The 16,606-nt window shown below is 66.8% G+C and carries 17 protein-coding genes and 1 tRNA gene; 8 read left to right on the top strand and 10 right to left on the bottom strand.

Features of this window, described 5'->3' with window-relative positions:
* Positions 1-29: 29 nt before the first annotated feature.
* The 8 genes from EDD41_RS01650 to EDD41_RS01685 all read right to left on the bottom strand — a co-directional run bounded on the left by EDD41_RS01650 (position 30) and on the right by EDD41_RS01685 (position 6,449).
* The gene (locus tag EDD41_RS01650) at positions 30-431 is read right to left on the bottom strand and encodes a PaaI family thioesterase (RefSeq protein WP_170165193.1); all 402 of its coding nucleotides are present in this window, start codon (positions 429-431) and stop codon (positions 30-32) included.
* Positions 432-445: 14 nt separating this feature from the next.
* Positions 446-2,176, bottom strand: coding sequence for a SulP family inorganic anion transporter (locus EDD41_RS01655; protein ID WP_211336551.1), 1,731 nt, complete (start codon positions 2,174-2,176; stop codon positions 446-448).
* A gap of 44 nt (positions 2,177-2,220) precedes the next feature.
* Positions 2,221-2,604, bottom strand: coding sequence for an RNA-binding S4 domain-containing protein (locus EDD41_RS01660; RefSeq protein ID WP_094765347.1), 384 nt, complete (start codon positions 2,602-2,604; stop codon positions 2,221-2,223).
* 10 nt (positions 2,605-2,614) lie between these two features.
* Positions 2,615-3,370, bottom strand: coding sequence for a fructosamine kinase family protein (locus EDD41_RS01665; RefSeq protein WP_094765346.1), 756 nt, complete (start codon positions 3,368-3,370; stop codon positions 2,615-2,617).
* Positions 3,371-3,373: 3 nt separating this feature from the next.
* Entirely contained in the window at positions 3,374-4,585 is a 1,212-nt protein-coding gene (locus EDD41_RS01670; RefSeq protein ID WP_148060436.1) for a S1 family peptidase, read from the bottom strand.
* 93 nt (positions 4,586-4,678) lie between these two features.
* Positions 4,679-5,344 carry a DUF3618 domain-containing protein gene (locus EDD41_RS01675; RefSeq protein ID WP_094765344.1) on the bottom strand — a complete coding sequence of 222 codons (666 nt, stop codon included), beginning with the start codon at positions 5,342-5,344 and terminating at the stop codon, positions 4,679-4,681.
* Positions 5,341-5,784, bottom strand: a complete 444-nt coding sequence (locus EDD41_RS01680; protein WP_123574748.1) for a phage holin family protein — start codon at positions 5,782-5,784, stop codon at positions 5,341-5,343. Before EDD41_RS01680 ends, EDD41_RS01675 begins: the two co-directional genes overlap by 4 nt.
* Positions 5,781-6,449 (bottom strand): hypothetical protein, encoded by a 669-nt coding sequence (locus tag EDD41_RS01685; protein WP_148060437.1) that lies wholly within the window; start codon positions 6,447-6,449, stop codon positions 5,781-5,783. The genes EDD41_RS01680 and EDD41_RS01685 overlap by 4 nt, the downstream gene beginning before the upstream one ends.
* Positions 6,450-6,555: 106 nt before the next feature.
* Here EDD41_RS01685 and EDD41_RS16480 point away from each other — a divergent pair, with 106 nt between their 5' ends.
* Together EDD41_RS16480 and EDD41_RS01695 are read left to right on the top strand one after the other, a co-directional pair.
* Entirely contained in the window at positions 6,556-6,765 is a 210-nt protein-coding gene (locus tag EDD41_RS16480) for a hypothetical protein (protein ID WP_148060438.1), read from the top strand.
* Positions 6,766-6,847: 82 nt separating this feature from the next.
* Complete coding sequence (locus EDD41_RS01695) at positions 6,848-7,753, top strand: AEC family transporter (RefSeq protein WP_170165194.1); 906 nt, start codon at positions 6,848-6,850, stop codon at positions 7,751-7,753.
* 14 nt (positions 7,754-7,767) lie between these two features.
* Here EDD41_RS01695 and EDD41_RS01700 read toward each other — a convergent pair whose 3' ends face one another.
* Positions 7,768-9,174 (bottom strand): alpha,alpha-trehalose-phosphate synthase (UDP-forming), encoded by a 1,407-nt coding sequence (locus EDD41_RS01700; protein ID WP_123574752.1) that lies wholly within the window; start codon positions 9,172-9,174, stop codon positions 7,768-7,770.
* Between the two features lie 112 nt (positions 9,175-9,286).
* Between EDD41_RS01700 and otsB the strand changes: the two genes are divergently transcribed.
* Complete coding sequence (gene otsB, locus EDD41_RS01705; protein ID WP_094765338.1) at positions 9,287-10,180, top strand: trehalose-phosphatase; 894 nt, start codon at positions 9,287-9,289, stop codon at positions 10,178-10,180.
* Positions 10,181-10,204: 24 nt separating this feature from the next.
* Positions 10,205-10,278 (top strand) — tRNA-Ile (locus tag EDD41_RS01710).
* Here EDD41_RS01710 and EDD41_RS18045 read toward each other — a convergent pair.
* Positions 10,238-11,911, bottom strand: a complete 1,674-nt coding sequence (locus tag EDD41_RS18045; protein ID WP_123576789.1) for a recombinase family protein — start codon at positions 11,909-11,911, stop codon at positions 10,238-10,240. The genes EDD41_RS01710 and EDD41_RS18045 overlap by 41 nt on opposite strands.
* 379 nt (positions 11,912-12,290) lie before the next feature.
* Here EDD41_RS18045 and EDD41_RS01720 point away from each other — a divergent pair, with 379 nt between their 5' ends.
* The 4 genes from EDD41_RS01720 to EDD41_RS01735 all read left to right on the top strand — a co-directional run bounded on the left by EDD41_RS01720 (position 12,291) and on the right by EDD41_RS01735 (position 16,470).
* Positions 12,291-13,007, top strand: coding sequence for a hypothetical protein (locus tag EDD41_RS01720; protein WP_123574753.1), 717 nt, complete (start codon positions 12,291-12,293; stop codon positions 13,005-13,007).
* Between the two features lie 68 nt (positions 13,008-13,075).
* Positions 13,076-14,551, top strand: coding sequence for an Eco57I restriction-modification methylase domain-containing protein (locus EDD41_RS01725; protein WP_211336552.1), 1,476 nt, complete (start codon positions 13,076-13,078; stop codon positions 14,549-14,551).
* Positions 14,548-15,507, top strand: a complete 960-nt coding sequence (locus EDD41_RS01730; protein WP_123574755.1) for a BsuBI/PstI family type II restriction endonuclease — start codon at positions 14,548-14,550, stop codon at positions 15,505-15,507. Before EDD41_RS01725 ends, EDD41_RS01730 begins: the two co-directional genes overlap by 4 nt.
* Before the next feature lie 54 nt (positions 15,508-15,561).
* Entirely contained in the window at positions 15,562-16,470 is a 909-nt protein-coding gene (locus EDD41_RS01735) for a hypothetical protein (RefSeq protein ID WP_148060439.1), read from the top strand.
* The last annotated feature ends 136 nt before the right edge of the window (positions 16,471-16,606 follow it).

Below are 16,606 nucleotides of genomic sequence, written 5' to 3' on the forward strand. Positions count from 1 at the left end.
TTGTGCCCGGTCCCGAAAGTCCTGCGGTCTCAGAAGCGGACCAGCGGGTCAGGTGTGGGGCGACGGATGATGGCGAAGACACCGGTTGCCGTGGCCACCGGATCGTCAGAGCCTTCGACCGTGACGGTGCCGTCGGCATAGGCCAGGCTTCGGCCCAGCTTGCGCACAACCGCCGAGGCCACCAGCGTGTCGCCGATCCGTCCGGCGCGAAGGTAGTTCACGGTCATCGACGAGGTCACGGCCATCTTGTCCGCAGGCAGGCCAAGGATCACATTGCCGCCCATCACGGCGTCCAGCATTGCGGCCAGCACACCGCCATGGATGCCGCCGCCCAGATTGGCGTGGTGGGCCATGGTGGCGCAGCGCACCACCTCACCGTCCCAGACCATGTCGTTGTGCGTGCGGAAAGGAGCCACCATGCGTTCAGTCACAGGGGGATTGTCCCTCATCGGGAAGCCCGGCACGTAGCCACGGCCCGGGCCAGGGCCTCGGAGAGCAGCCGGGTCTGGTGGTCCTGGTCCAAGGCGCCGGTGACGGTCGCCGTACGCACCTGGGCCTGCGTCATGCCCTGTACCACCACCGGAATCTCCCGCCGCTTCAAGGTACGGATGGCCGTCTTCAAGGCCTGGGCACCCGACGCGTCCAGCACATTGGTGCGGTGGAAACGGATGATCACCACGTCGACATCCTCCACCGCTGTCACCTCGTCGACGAAGCGCGCGGCATTTCCGTAGAACAGGGCTCCGTCGACGCGGTAGATGGCAATCCGGTCACGCAGGTCCTCGTCCTGGGCAGAGAGGTCCACCAGGCCCTCCCTGGTACTGGCCGGCAGCTGCTGTCGTCGCACCACCGTGTAGGCGGCCATGTGGCGCAGGCTCATCACCGCAGCCATTCCGACACCGGCCAGCACCGCCGAGACCAGGTCCAGCGCGACGGTGGCGCCGAAGGTGATCAGGAAGGTGTTGCGGTCTGCGTGGGTTGCCTTCGCGATGCGTCGATAGGCCTTCCAACTGACCATTCGGGAGGCCACCATCACCAACACCCCACCCAGTGCGGCCATCGGGATGCGGGCCACCAGGGGCCCCAGCCCCACCATGATCAGCAGCAGTACCAGGGCGTGCGCCACCGACGCCAGCCGGGTGCGCCCACCGGTGCGGACATTCACCGCGGTGCGGGCGATGGCCCCGGTGGCCGGGAGCCCACCGAAGAGTCCGACGGCCATGTTCGCCAGGCCTTGGCCCATCAGTTCCCGGTCCGGATTGGTCCGGGTCAGCTGGGGAGCCATCCCGTCCGCCACGCGGGCACTGAGCAGGGATTCCAGCGCCGCCAGCGCGGCCACGGCCATCGCCGGCGTGACCAGCGCGGACACCACCTGGGGGCTGAGGGTCGGCAGGCTGGGCATGGGCAGGCTGTGGGGGAGGTTCCCGATCCGGGCCACGTCGAGTCCGAGCAGTTCGACGCCCACCGTGGCCAGCACGATGGAGATCAGCGCGATGGGGAGCTTCGGTGCCAGTCTCTGGCCCAGCACGTGCACCAACATCACGAAGGCGGCCACGGCCAGGGCTCGCCAGGCCACGGTCCAGTCCGCATGCACGGCGGTCAACCAGGCAGACACCAGGGTGGACTCGGCGGTAGCCTTGTCGGCGTCCAGCAGCAGGGGCACCTGCTGCAGCGCGATGATGACGCCGATGCCCATGGTGAAGCCCTCGATGACGGGGAAGGGCAACAGGTCCACGGTGCGCCCCAGGCCCGTGACGGCCAGCACCACCAGGATGATGCCCGCCAGGAGTGCGAGGGTGGGCACGGCACCCAGTCCGTAGGTGTGGATCACGGGGAGCAGGACCACGGTCATCGCCCCGGTGGGCCCGGAGACCTGGAGATGGCTACCGCCGAAGACCGCCGCCACCAGGCCGGCGATGATGGCCGTGGCCAGGCCCGCGGCCGCCCCGGCCCCCGAGGCCACGCCGAAGCCCAGCGCCAGGGGGAGTGCCACCACGCCGACGGTCAGGCCGGCCAGCAGGTCTCGTCGCCAGCTCCCACGCAGTCCCGCATAGTCGGAGGGGCGGGGCCAGAGGTCCTTGGCCTCGGCCACGCGGGTGCCGGCACTGCGCAGCCCGGAATGGAGCGCCTCCCGCGGACTCTTGTGGTGGGGTTGGATCCGATGGTCCTGCGGCACGCCTGCATCTCCTCTTTTTCGACTCCCCAGTGTAGACGTCGGGGTCAGCGGGCGCGTCGGGAGGTAGCCGGATCCGCTCCGATCAGCCGCTCGATCTCCCGCCGGTCCTTCTTCGTGGGACGCCCCGCTCCCCGGTCGCGTCGCGCCACCGGCCCGGCCAGGAGGTACTCGGGCTTCGCCGGGGTCCTGTCGATGTAGCAGGTGCGGGCCACCGGTGCCCCGACGCGCTTCTGGATGGTCTGCGTCACCTCGTAGCGGCGCTCCCAGCCCGGTTCGCGCACTGTGACGACGTCACCGGGGACCACTGAATGGGCGGGCTTCACCGGGGCATCGTTCAGGCGCACGTGACCACCGTCCACTGCCTTGTTGGCGGCCGACCTGGTCTTGTACAGGCGTACCGACCACAGCCACACGTCGAGTCTGGTCATGGGCCAGAGCCTAGGCGAAGTGCTGCGCGACGCGCTGCGCCCGAGCCCCGTAGGAGCCGCCGAACAGGACGGCGTGCACCAGCAGCGGGTGCAACTGGTGCAAGGCAGTGCGCTCACGCCACCCGTCGGCGGGGGAGCAGGCCTCCTGCCAGGCAGCCTGGATCCGCTCGAGGTGGGGTGCTCCGAAGAGGTCCAGCATCGCCAGGTCCGTCTCCGCGTGGCCACCGTGTGCGGCCGCATCCACCAGCACCGCCCCTTGCCTGGTGAACACCACATTGCCGGCCCACAGGTCCCCGTGGATCCGGCTGGGCGGCTGTTGGTCGTCGAAGTCCCCGGACATGAGGCGTTCGCAGACCCGCTCGACGGCTCGCATCCCCTCATCCGACAGCGAGCCGGCCCGGTGGGCCGTGCGCGCGAAGGGCAGGACCCGCGCGCTCGCGTAGAAGGTCCCGAACTGTTCCAGCCGGGGCATCGGCAGGTGCAAGCCCGCAAGGTAACCGTCGCCTTCCCAGCCGGGTGGCGGTGCACCGAAGGCCTCGGCACTGGCCAGGTGTGTCCTGGCCAGTGCAGCTCCGAAGGCCTCGGCCATGGCAGCGGTGGGGGTCACTGGGACCAGGCGGCGCTCGACCAGTTCCTCGTCGCGGACCTCCAGCACCTCCACCACCCGGGCGCCACCCGCCTCGGCCAGCCAGCGCAGACCGCAGGCCTCCCAGCGGAGCTCACCGGCAGGCCCGGCGCCCCGGTGCTTGGTGAAGTTCTCACCCATGGCTCAGCAGGAGCGCGGCGCTTCGGTGTCGGTGACGTCCTTGACCACCCAACGGCCCGGGGCAGAACTGAGCGTCACCCGCTGGTGGTGCACCCGGCAGGCCTTGCCCGGCCCCTCCATCTGGACGGTCCACAGCAGCGTGTCGGTGAACTGGTCCGCAATCTCCAGGTTGTCCACATTGGCGGCTCCGGCCTTCGCTCCCTTGAAGGAGGCGATGAACTTGTCCGCCGTCCCGTGCTTCTTCTGCAGCGACGGATCCAGCCCCTGCCAGGCCACCTGCTTGCCGGTGAAGCCCGTCTCGTCGGTCTCCGTGGGGTAGGACAGTCCCCACAGGTACCGGGTCAGGGCCGTCTTGATGGACGGGGCGTCCGGATGGATGGAGGTCATCGACGGCGGCCCGGACTCCACGCACTTGGCGAGCTTCTGGGGCTTGGCGGAGCCGGCCTGCTTGATCACCGTGCTGATCGCCTGCGCGGGAACAGCGTGCTGCTCACCGGCTCCGTCGTCGGTGGTGGACAGCTCCATGGCAACCACCTTGCCCGCGGCATCCAGCAGGGGAGCGCCGGAGACCCCGGGCTGGGCATTGGCGTCATGGCTGACCAGCCCGGACAGGGAGTTCTCTGCGACGGTGGCCTGCTGGTCGAGGGCCTTCACGGTGCCCTTGGCCTGATGGGCGTCGCGTCCGGTCGGCAGGCCGAGCATCCGGACCGGCGACGAGGGCTGGGGGTCCTTGGCGGAGACCGGGAGGGGAGCGCCGGTGAGCTTTCCGCCGTCGCCGGTGGGAAGGACCTTCACCACGGCGACACCGGTGGCGGCATCGCGTTCCAGCAGTGCGCCGCGCACCACGCCGGAGGCGCTGTGCACGCTGATGGAGGAGGCCTTGTCGAACAGGTGTCCGGAGGTCACCACCGTGTCCGGCCCCACGAAGAAGCCCGTGCCCTGGGTCATGGCCGTGCAGTTGTTGACCTGGATCCTGACCAGGGCTGACGCGTCCTTGCCGGCCAATGGCGTGGCCGAGGCCGGCGGAGCGACGGGTGTGGGCGGCGGCGTCGGTGTCGGGCTGGTTGAGGCCGTGGAGGACCCCTGCGCGGATGGGCTGGCGCTGGCCTGCGCCGAGCCTTCGGTGGTGGCCTGTTCCGTCTCCCCGCCGCCACTGCACCCTGCGACGGCCAGTGCGCATGCGAGCGTGATGATTCCTGTTCCCCGAGAAGTCATGCCCTCACCCTGCCATGCGTCGACGATGAATTTCCATGCACGCGACGGCGCCCGCCCCCCCAGGGGAGCGGGCGCCGCACCGGACGCATCAGGTCAGCCCTGCTTGACCTGCTTGGCCGAGTCCTTGGCCTCCTCGGCAACCTGCTGCGAGGCGTTCTTGGCCTGGGAAGCCACGTCGTCCCTCGCGGACGAGGCCTCCTCCTTCACGTTGGAAGCGGCCTGGCCGGCGGTCTGCTTGACGGACTCGACGGCCTCCTGTGCCGGCTGCTGGAGCGCCCCAGCGGCATCCTTGGCGAAGTCCTTGGCCTGTTCCACATAGGGCTGGGCCTGGTCCTTGGCCTGCTCGACGTAGCGCTTCTCGGCGCGGGTGGCCGGCATCATCCCACCCACCAGGGCCCCGAGGCCGAAGGCGACCAGTCCGGCCGCCAGCGGGTTGCCCCGGGTGTTGCGCTTGACGGCGTTGGGGGCGTCCTGCACGTTCTGGCGAACCCCGGAAGCGGCCTCCTGCGCGCGGCCACGCACGTCATCCACCTTGTCGCCGGCCTGGCCGGCGATGCCCTGGTCCAGGTAGTCGTCCTCGGAGCCGAAGACCTTCTCCTTGACCTGGCCCACCTTGTCCTGAACCGACTCCTTGGCCTTGTCCACCTGGTTCTGGGCGATGTTCTTCGGGCTGGCATTGTCTGCCAGGGCGTTCACGTCGTCGCTCAGGTTGGCGCGGGTGCGTTCGATGTCCTGGCGGATCTCGTCGGGATTGCTCATCGGTTCTTCTCCTCATTGCCCTTGAGGGCATCCGGAATCTGCTTGGCTGTCTGGGTGGTCTGCGGGATGCCGTCGACATCCTTGAGGGACTTCTTGCCTGCGCTGGCCAGCACGGCCGCGACGATGGCCCACAACACGGCCAGGATCAGGCCGGACCAGCCGAGCGCCGGGTGGTCGTGGTTGCCGATCCAGATCGCCAGGGTCCACCAGGCGGCGAGGCTCAGGAAGGTCAGCGCCAGGTGCGCCGTGATACCGGCGCCACCGAGCATGCCCGCACCCTTGCCGGCCTTGCCGGCATCCTGCTTGAGCTCGGCCTTGGCCAGCTCGAGCTCCTGGCGCACCAAGGTGCTGAAGTTGCGGCTCAGGTCGCCGACGATGTCGCCGATCGAGCGGCCGTCGTCGTGGCTGGTCGGTTCCTGCGGGACGTGCGCGCCCGTCATCGCAGACCACCATCGAGGTCATGGCCCGGGAGGGGACGCTCGTAGGTCTCCACGCGCTCGTAGGTCTCCACACGGGGACGCTCGTAGGTCTCGACGCGCGGACGGCCTGCCAGCTGCTGCACCTGCTCCTGGTCCTGCGCGAGGTCGCGCTGACCGCGGGCCAGGCGCCCCACCAGGAGACCGGCGCCGGCAGCGACGGCAAGGAAGGTGGTGGGCTTGCGGGCGGCGAAGCGGCGCACCTCCAGGAGGACGTCGTCCGGCTCCTTGTCGCCGAGCCAGCTCGCGAGCTTGTCGCCGCGGCCCGCCAGGTCGCCGGCGAGCTGCGCCACCGGGCCGTTGGCGGAGGACTCGCCGGTCATCTGCTGGAGCTCATGGCTGAGGTTGCGCACCGTGCTGGCCAGGGCGCTCTGCCCCTCGGATGCGTGGCCGCGGACCTCGCCCAAGGTGGTGTCGATGAGGCCGCGGACCTGGTCGCGGGCCTCGGTGACCACCTGCTCGGCCTCGGCACGAGCCTGGCCGGCCACCTGCTGGGTGGCCTGGGCGGCCTGGTCCTTGACCTCGGAGGCCTGCGCCGTGGCGTCCTGGCCCACCTTGCGGGCCTCTTCGCGGGCCTGGTCTGAGGTCTTCTGCTGGTTCACGTGACTCTTGTTCTTGGACTGGGTCACGCTTCTTGTCTACGGTCTGGACGGGCCGAGCCGCCACAGTTTCGGCCAGATCACCTCCTTGGGGGTGGGCGCTTTTCGCCGTCAGCAGAGGGTTAGGGTGGGCCCCATGGCAGACAACGTCCACTTCAAGTTCGAGAGTGTTGCAAGAGCGCGGGAAGCGATGGTCGCGGCCATGGAGCGGGATCTGTCCGCTGTGGTGGAGGAGAGCGATGGGACGGCCCTCGTCCGTGTTCCCCGTGCCCAGCTTCTGGAGGCGGAGGTGCTGCTGATGCGCCATGGCGGCCATCGGGTCCAGGACGACGAGGCGCAGGGCTGACCCTCCGGGGCAATCCGCGCCAACCCCTGTGTCACGGGACTCTCACTGCGGTAGTCCAGTGGTCCATCGGAGGAGGTTGGACGTGGACATCGCCGTCAAGGCCCTGTCGCTGGTGGCGGTCATCGTCATCGGCAACCTGATCAAGAGGCTCGGATGGGTCAGCACCCAGGACTTCGGGGCCTTCGCCAAGATCGTGCTGCGGATCACCCTGCCGTGTGCGCTGATCACCTCCTTCAACGACTACGACATGCCCGTCTCCCTACTGGGCCTGGCCCTGGCCGGCATCCTGGTCAACCTCGTGCTGCAGGTGGCGGGCTTCCTGCTGGAGGCGCGGCATGGGCGTCGCAGCCAGGCCTTCGCAGTGCTCAACCTGCCCAGTTTCAACATGGGCGCCTTCGCCACGCCCTACCTCGCCGGCTTCATGGGGCCGGCCACAGTGGTCCACGCAAGCCTGTTCGACGCCGGCAACGCGATCGCCGCGGCGGGCTACGGCTATGCCTGGGGCACGGGGCGGGCCGACGAGTCCCGCCGCACCACCACCACCAGCTTCCTGCGGACCATATCCAGCTCGGTGATCTTCGACGTCTACCTGGTCCTGATCGGGATGCAGCTGATGGACCTGCGCTTCCCGGCTGCCGTGATCACCTTCACCTCCACCGTGGGAGCGGCCATCACCTTCCTGGCCATGCTGATGATCGGGATCGGGCTGGAGATCCGCCTGGAGCGCAGCCAGTACCGGCAGGCCGCGCGTTACCTGGCGGTGAGGTACCTGTTGTGTGCCGCGATGGCGACGGTGGTCTGGCAGCTGCCCATCCCGGACGAGCACCGCCTGTTGCTGGTCATCGTGCTGTTCGCACCCATTGCCGCGATGAGCCCCGGGTTCACCGCCGAGATCGGCTCGGACGTGCAGCTGAGCACGCTCATGACCAGCATCAGCATCCTGGTGGGCATCGTGGCGATGCCGTTGTTGGTGCTGCTGCTGGGCTGAGGCGGAAGAGCGGTTCAGGCTCCCAGATCGCGCAGGAAGTCGTTGGCCCAGTCGTCGATCTGGTGCGCGAAGACCTGATGGCGCAGGGCGCGCATCCGGCGTGAGCGCGCAGCCCGGGAGTCCGTCGTGGCGCGCAGGATGGTCTCCTTCATCCCGTTCAGGTCGTGCGGATTGCAGTGGTAGGCCTGCTTGAGCTCCTTGGCAGCGCCCGCGAACTCGCTCAGCACCAGGGCGGCATCATCGCTCTCGTGACACGCGACGTATTCCTTGGCCACCAGGTTCATCCCGTCACGCAGCGGGGTGACCACCATCACGTCGGCGATGGAGTACATCGCGGCCATGGAGGTGCGGGGGTATGACTCATGCCGGTAGACGATTGCGGGATTGCCGATCTCACCCACCTGGGAGTTGATCCTGCCCACCAACAGGTCAATGTCGTCGCGCAGCTTGCGGTATTCCTCGACGCGTTCCCGCGACGGGGTCGCGACCTGCAGGAAGACGGTCTCGTTCGGGTCCAGTTGGCCGTCACGGAAGAGCTCGCCGAAGGCACGGATCCGCTGTCGTAGTCCCTTGGTGTAGTCGAGCCGGTCGACGCCCAGGAATATGGTCTTCGGATTTCCAAGGTCCTCGCGCAGCTTGGCCGCCTCGGCCTTGACCTCGGGGTCATCGGCCAGCGCCTTGAAGCCGTCGGCGTCGATGGAGATGGGGTATGCCCTGGCCAGGACCGTGCGGCCGTCCGGGGCGATGATGGTGTCCCGGCTCGCCTTGACCCCGGACAGGCGCTTGGCGAGCCGGATGAAGTTGGCCGCTCCACCGGGCAGCTGGAAGCCGATCAGGTCGGCGCCCAGGAGCCCCTCGATGAGCTGGCGACGCCAGGGGAGCTGCTGGAAGAGCTCCTGCGGCGGGAAGGGGATGTGCAGGAAGAAGCCGATCCGCAGGTCTGGCCGCAGTTCGCGTAGCATCGCGGGCGCCAGGTGCAGCTGGTAGTCCTGCACCCACACCGTCGCACCATCCGCAGCCACCTCGGCAGCGGCCTGGGCGAAGCGACGGTTGACGTCGCGGTAGGTGTCCCACCACTCGCGGTGGAACTTCGGGGGAGCCACCACGTCGTGGTAGAGGGGCCACAGGGTGGCATTGCTGAAGCCCTCGTAGAACTCCTCCACGTCCTGGGTGGACAGTGGCACGGGGACGATCCGGTATCCCTCGTGCTCGAAGCCATCGATGGTCTCGTCCGGGGCGCCATGCCACCCGATCCAGGCGCCGCCCTTGCGCTTCATGACCGGTTCCAGGGCCGTCACCAGACCTCCGGGGGAGGTGCGCCAGACCGGTTCCCCGTCAGGCCCGGTCTTGCGGTCCACGGGGAGGCGGTTGGCCACCACCAGGAAGTCGGCTCGGATGGGGGTGCTGGACTGCTCTGGCATGTGTCTCTTCCTTCTACGACGAAGTTCGATACCCCGAGACTATCGAAACCGAGTTCGTACACCCTCACCGTGCGGGGTGGGACGTGCCGTCCGGACATGGCAGGGTTGGGGCATGAGCCATCACGAAACGCTCGAGATCCCAGCCCAGGGCACCTGGCGGGCCATCACACCAGCCGGGGCGCAGGCACTGGGGACCGTGGCAGCCGATCCCGACGGGACGCTGCTGGTCAGCGACTTCGACGGCACGCTGGCACCCATCGTCCCCAACCCCGAGGACTCACGGCTGGACCCGCGCTCCGGCGAGGCCTTCGCGGGGCTGGCCCGTCGCGTGGGGAAGGTGGCCGTGGTCACCGGGCGCGAGGCCGAGGTGGCGCGTCGCCTGGGAGGCTTCGAACAGCTCGAGGGCTTCGAGTCGCTGGTCCTTCTCGGCCAGTACGGGCTGGAGGAGTGGGATGCCTCGACCGGTGAGGTCCGTGTGCCCGAAGCCCCGCAGTCCGTGCGGGAGGCGCTCGCCGAGCTGGCGGACCTCCTGGCCGACCCTAGACTTCCGGACTTCTGCGCGGGCGCCCATCTGGAGGACAAGGGCCGCGCCATCGGCGTCCACACCCGCCGGGCCGCCGACCCTGCAGCATGCCTGTCCTGGTTGCAGGCCCCTCTTGCCGAGGTGGCGAACAGGCATGGGCTGGTGCTGGAGCCGGGCCGCAATGTGGTGGAGCTGCGCAGTTCGTCGGTCAACAAGGGCGATGCCATCCGGACACTGGTGGAGCGCTTCAGGCCACGCGTCGTGGTGATGATGGGTGATGACCTGGGGGACCTGGCGGCCTTCGAGGCCGTCGAATCCCTGTCCGCGCAGGGAATTGTGGGAATCCGCGTGGTGGCCGGTTCGGCGGAGCAGCCTGTGGTCGCGCGCCAGGCAGACGTCTTGTGTGGCGGGCCGGAAGGAGTGGCCTCCTGGATGGAGGACCTGCTGGCCGCGCTGCCGTCAACAAGTGAGGATTCGCGCTAGTGTTCTGGGGTCAGTCGGCGGCAGGGGGCGTTAGCTCAGCCGGTTAGAGCAGGGGACTCATAATCCCTGGGTCGCGGGTTCGAGCCCCGCACGCCCCACCCAAAGTGCCTTACGGGAACACGCGACATCAGTAGATGTGGAGTGTTCCCGTTTGGCGTTCTTGCCTCCGGTGGGCCCGCGTATCTCGGTGATGATCGTCTTGAACGGTTCCGCGAGGCGTGGGCGTAGTTGCTCGTCCTCGGTGATCTCCAGTCGCGTGTAGAAGGCCTGGTTCGCGAGTCTTCGGTTCCCGTCGTCGGAGTGCGCGTAGGCGTGGTGGGCGTCGGTGAGGAGCCGTAGGGAGTCATGAAGGAACGCCCGTGCCCCGGAATGGTGCTCGTCGTGCTCGCTGAGGCGTTGCTCGATGTCGGCGAGGCCCGCGCGGAGGCGGTCTTGGTGCCGCTTCAGCGTGGGCAGGTCGATGGCGTCGGCGAAGTGCGCGGCCAGCAGCTTGTCGCTCTCTGCTTCGAGACGTGCCCGGTTGGTGGTGAGGTCGGCGAACTCCTGATCCCGGCCAGTGCTCTGCTCATCGAACGCGGCATCGACTTCGGCGGCGAGGTGTCGGTAGTCGTCCTCGCTGATCGTGATGTCCCTGTAGGAGTCTTCGACGAGCCGTTCGGCGACCTGGACGGGTACGGCTCGACGGGTGCAGGTGGTTCTCTTGGCGGCGCGGCCGGAGCAGATGAAGTAGGCGTAGGTGGTGCCGCGCGGGTTAGTGGCGAAGTCCAGCAGCATCCGCGACCCGCACGACCCGCAGTGCAGTAGACCTTTCAGGTGGTGTGCGTGCTGGACGTGCCGCGTCATCTTGGCGTTGCGCGCCTTGAGTAGCGATTGCACCTGGTCGAACAGCGCGGGCTCGATCAGCGGCTCGTGCGCGCCGGGATGCACGGCTCCTTTGTAGCGGATGACGCCTGCGTAGTACGGGTTGGTGAGCAGCTTGTAGAGCGTGTTCTTCCCCAACGGCTTCGACGGCCGCTTCGGCGACGGCACCGTCGTCAGACCGCGTGCAGTGAGGTCACCCAACAGGCCGGTGACCGAGGTCTCGCCCTTGGCGTAGGTCTCGAACGCCCACCGAACGAGTGGTGCTCGCTCGGGATCGACCTCGACCGTCCTGACTTCGCGGCCAGCCTCGTCGGTGCGGCGGACGTTGAGGTAGCCGACCGGTGCGCGCATGGGTGTGCCGCCCTGCGCGAGCTTCTGCGTGAGGCCCTTGGTGACTTCGGTGGCGAGGTTACGGCTGTAGAACTCCGCGATGGATGACATGATGCCGTGCACCAGCATCCCCGACGGGGTTTGGTCGATCGATTCGGTAGCCGACACGAGCGTCACCCCCGCAGAGAGAAGTGCTTGGTGGATCGCCACGTCGTCGGCGCGGTTGCGTGCGAGCCGGTCGAGCTTGTGCACGAGGCAGAACGTCACCCGGGTTGCGGTGATGAATGCGAGCATCTCCTTGAGCCCGTCACGATCCGCCGACCGCGCCGACTCTCCAGCGTCGATGAACTCGCGCACGACCCGTGCGCCCAGTTCAGCGGCCTTCCGCGCGTTGGCCTCGCGCTGCGCGGGGATCGAGAAGCCTTCGTCGGTGCCGCCGCGCTCGGCCTGCTCGCGGGTCGAGACACGCAGGTAGGACACCGCGAGCAATACCGGTGCCTTCGTCTCGATGCTGGCGGGATTGACGATCGCGGTGCTCATGGCGGGTCTCCTTGCGGGATTGGTGCTTGCTCTCGATTCTCTCGCGCACCCCTGACAAACCGAAGGGCTGGAGGTGACTCGGCGAGATCGTCGGGCAGCCGGAGCCCGTAGGGGTCGGGCTCGCCAGCGACCCACGCCCGGTGCCGCACCTCGGCGATCCCGAGTACCCACTGGATGAGCTTGCCCAGGTCAGGCTCATCCCGCCGCGTCACCCGCAGCCGCAGATTTCTCGTCTCGCCAGCCATGAAGGACAGGTGCACGCCTGTCCGCACGATGCACGAAATCGTGCTTCACGATCGTTCCTCACAGAGAGGACACGCCTCTTGCACATCGAGGATTTGCCACTTACGTCGGTGACGAAACCGACGTATCGTAGAACATGGCTCTCAAACGCTACGACTCCGACGAGGCGGAGTTCGATGCCCGCTACCAGCGATGGCTTGCCGCCCTCGAATCCGGCGACGAAGCCGAACTCCTCGAAGCCACGATCGCGATCCCCACACTGAACAGCCAGGTACTCGACCGGTTCTTCGCCGTCGAGAGCGACGAGCTCGAGAGGCCTGGGCAACGGGCGATGGAGCAGCGCCTGATCGTCCTCCTCAGCGAGCTTCGCCCACACGAAGCGGCACGCATCCGTGAACTACACAAGGCCAGGCAACGGCGTCTTGACCGCACGACCCGAGTCGGACGCATTGTGGAGCTGCCCACGAGGTGCGCGCGCTGCCGCAGCAAGCTCAGGGATGTGAAGCCGACGGGCAGGCCCCGGATCTACTGCTCGCCAGCCTGCCGCAAGGCCGCGTACGAAGACCGCCGCGCCCACCGCGACGGAGCAGTCAAGGTCCAGGTCGTGGAGCGCGTTGTCACCGAAGTCAGAGAGCGCCGTGTCGATGTGCCACACCCGCGAATCGACTGCATCAAGTCGGTACTGGCCGATGACGACGCGATGATTCGGGTGATCTGGACGCTCGCCGTCCTAGTGCAAGATCGCAGCCGCAAGGAGTACGACCCGGACCAACCGAGGTTCGAGCGGCTCCGCCAACACGCAAGGAGCCTGTACGAAGCCCTCGAAGACCGCATGGGCAGCGATCAGTCGTAGGACTGCTCGCCGGGCCTGCGTGTTCCCCGTGGCGTGTCGGTGGCCCCGGATACGATGGGAGAGTGTTGATGGCGGACCTGCTGAGTGTCGCCGAGAGCGAGCGTGTCGCCGCCCTCGGTGGGCTTGATTCGCGCACGCAGAGCGAGCTTGGGCAGTTCTTCACGCCCGCAGTCGCCGCGCAGTTGATCGCTTCAATTCCCCGCCTGCCCGAGAGCGGGACGTTGCGTGTGCTCGACCCTGGTGCAGGCTCAGGTGTGCTTGCCGCAGCGCTCGTCAGCCGCGCCCTCACAGAACAGGCAGAGCTGTCGATTGAGATCGTCGCGGTTGAGCGCGACCCTCTCGTCCTGCCAAGCCTCCGGGCAACGCTGACGGCATGTGAGCAAGCGGGTGGTGGCCGAGTCCACGCCAAGGCAGTCGAAGCGGACTTCATTCTCGACTCCGTCGGCCTGGATGCTTCACTCCACCTCGACGGCCAGTTCGATCTCGTGATCGAGAACCCTCCGTACGGGAAGTTGGCGGTGTCGAGCGCGCATCGGACTGCCATGCGTGCCGCCGGTGTCGATGCGCCGAACCTGTACGCCGCCTTCCTCTCCCTGTCCGTGGCGGCACTTCGGGAAGGTGGGCAGGTGGTGGCGATCACTCCCCGCTCGTTCTTCAACGGCCCGTACTTCGGCGCGTTTCGTGCCCACCTGCTTGACTCGATCGCTCTCGATCGAGTGCACGTTTTCGATTCCCGCTCCACGGTGTTCGCCGACACCGGCGTCCTTCAAGAGAACGTGATCTTCGCTGGAACGCGCGGCGCGACCCCGGGTGTTGTCGAGCTTTCCGTCAGCCGTGACCACACCGACGATGTCTCAACCCGTGCAGTCGCGTACGAGCAGGTGGTCTTCCCCAATGACCCCAACCGATTCATCCGCCTTGCGACCGACGCCGACGACACGGCTGTCGCCGAGGTTGTGCTTTCGCAGCCGTGTTCCCTGACCGATCTCGGTGTGCAGGTTTCCACGGGCCGCGTGGTGGATTTCCGTTCCCGTCACGCGCTGAGTTCCGTCGAGCAGCCGGACGCCGTACCGCTGGTCTATCCGGGCAATCTTCGATACGGCGGCGTGGTGTGGCCGAGAGAGATTCGCAAGCCGCAGTGGTTCCATCCGGCCGACGAGAAGGATCGTGGGATGCTCCTGCCGGAGGGCTGGTATGCGATCGTCAAGCGGTTCAGCGCGAAGGAAGAACGCCGACGAATCGTTGCTTCGGTCTGGTCGCCACTGGACAACCCCGGTGAGGTGGCGTTCGAGAACCACCTCAACGTCTTCCACATCGCCGGGCACGGCATAGACGAGGACCTTGCCAAAGGAATCGCCGTCTGGCTCAACTCGTCGGTCATCGACAAGTTCTTCCGCACCTTCTCCGGTCACACACAGGTCAATGCCACCGACCTTCGAACCCTCCGGTTCCCCACCGCCGACACACTGCGCGACCTGGGACGCAACTCCGTCGCGTCCCAGCTGGAGGTTGACTCCCTGGTCAAGGAGCTGATCGCCGCATGAACGAGCTGAACGACGCCGCGCATGAGCGCGCGGAGGATGCTCGGATCATTCTTGAAACGCTCGGCATGGATGCCGAGCGCAGCAACGAGCGATCAGCGCTCGTGCTGCTGGCGCTCCTGAAACTCACACCCTCCGAGTCCTGGACCGAAGCTGCCAACCCGATGCTTGGCACGCGCGCGATCATGGACTTCATCCGCGACGAGTACGGCAAGGACTACGCGCCGAACACCCGTGAGACGGTTCGGCGGTTCACGCTGCATCAGTTTGTGGAGGCACAGCTCGTGGTGCAGAACCCCGACCAGCCGCAACGCCCAGTCAACTCGCCAAAGTGGAACTACCAAGTCACAGCCGAAGCGCTGGACGTTCTGCGCACCTACGACACCGACGCGTGGCCGCCCGCTGTCGATCGGTACCTCGCTGAGCTACCGGGCCTCAAGGCCCGGTACGCGGCGGCGCGCGAGATGGATCGCATCCCGCTCACCCTCCCCGATGGATCGGTCTTCACCCTTACGCCGGGCGGCCAGAACGTCCTTCTCAAGGCGATGGTCGAGGACTTCTGCCCGCGCTTCACCCCCGGTGGACAGGTCCTCTACATCGGCGACGCAGGCGACAAGTGGGCGCTCTTCGAACGCGATACCCTCGCGTCGCTCAACGTAAAGGTCGACGAGCACGGCAAGATGCCCGACCTCGTCATCTACCTACTAGACCGCAACTGGCTCGTCCTCCTCGAAGCAGCCAGCTCTCACGGCCCAGTCGACTCCAAGAGACAAGCCGAACTTGCTGACCTCTTCGCAGACTCAACAGCAGGTCTCGTCTACGTCTCCTGTTTCCCCGACCGAGCCGAGTTCCGCAAGTACGTTGACAAGATCGCCTGGGAATCAGAAGTCTGGTGCGCCGACCATCCCACGCACATGATCCACTACAACGGTGAACGCTTCCTCGGGCCATACGAATGAGTAAGGTAGCCGTCAAACTGGGATGGAACCGGAGTAGTCATGGTTGATCGTAGGATGACCTTGCCTACGTCGGATGAAGTTGTGGCCGCCCTGCGCGACGCTGGGTGGCTCTTGGAGCAGGATACCGCTCGCGCTTTGGGCGCCGGTGGATTCCACGTGATGCAGGGCAAGGCGTTTCCTGATCCAGACGACGCGACTGTGTCACGCGAGATCGACGTTCATGGCTATCGACAGCTCTATCGCAACGATGAGTTGTCGTTCAGCGTCAGCCTTCGGGTACTCGCTGAGTGTAAGCAGAGTTCGATGCCTTACGTAGTGGTAGGCGGCCCAGCGAGCCCCTACGAGGTGGATCGGGATCGAAAGGAACAACACTTCCGGTTCCCGACCATCGAGACTGGGCGGACAGAACTTGGGGATGGTCGAGCACAGCTTCACAGCACGCGTGCTCGTGAGTATCTTGGGATCGACAAGTTGCCAGGAAATCCGTGGGAGGGCGGTTTCCTCGGGACTCAGCTAACCCGCCTCGACCGTAAGCAGACCTGGATAGCGGACAACCGGGGAATCTTCACGTCATTGGTCTATCCGCTGGCGAAGGCGTTGACGTACTTTCGTTCACAGGCGAACAGGACCTCCTACGTCATGCACCGGCCAGGTCAGGAATGGGCAAGCATCGACTTCTATTACCCCGTGGTCGTCACCTCTGCACCAGTGTTCGTGGTTGACGTCACGAGCGAGAATGTTGAAGCAGTGGAGGTCCCATGGGCGGCTGTGACCCGTGAGATCAAGTCGGCGAAGGTCGACGGACAGTTCAACATCGACGTCGTGTCCGCCGACTCACTCTCCACCTACTTGGCAGATCGTGTGAACAAGTTCGGCAACGCAGTTGGCGAGATCGCGAGCAATGATCCGCAGCGCTTTGTCAGCCACCAGGATCATGAGTACGCATCTCGCCTCAAGGGCTAACACGAGCCTTCGTCCAGGCGGTGCCACGGTGAACGCCGAACTGCTTCGTCAAAGTGGCGACGCTGATGCCACGCTTGCGGGCCGTTTCGTATGGCACCCACTTCTTTGTCAGATCGAGCTGAGCTAGTAGGCGTCT

The sequence above is a fragment of the Luteococcus japonicus genome (assembly GCF_003752415.1).
GTDB lineage: Bacteria > Actinomycetota > Actinomycetes > Propionibacteriales > Propionibacteriaceae > Luteococcus > Luteococcus japonicus.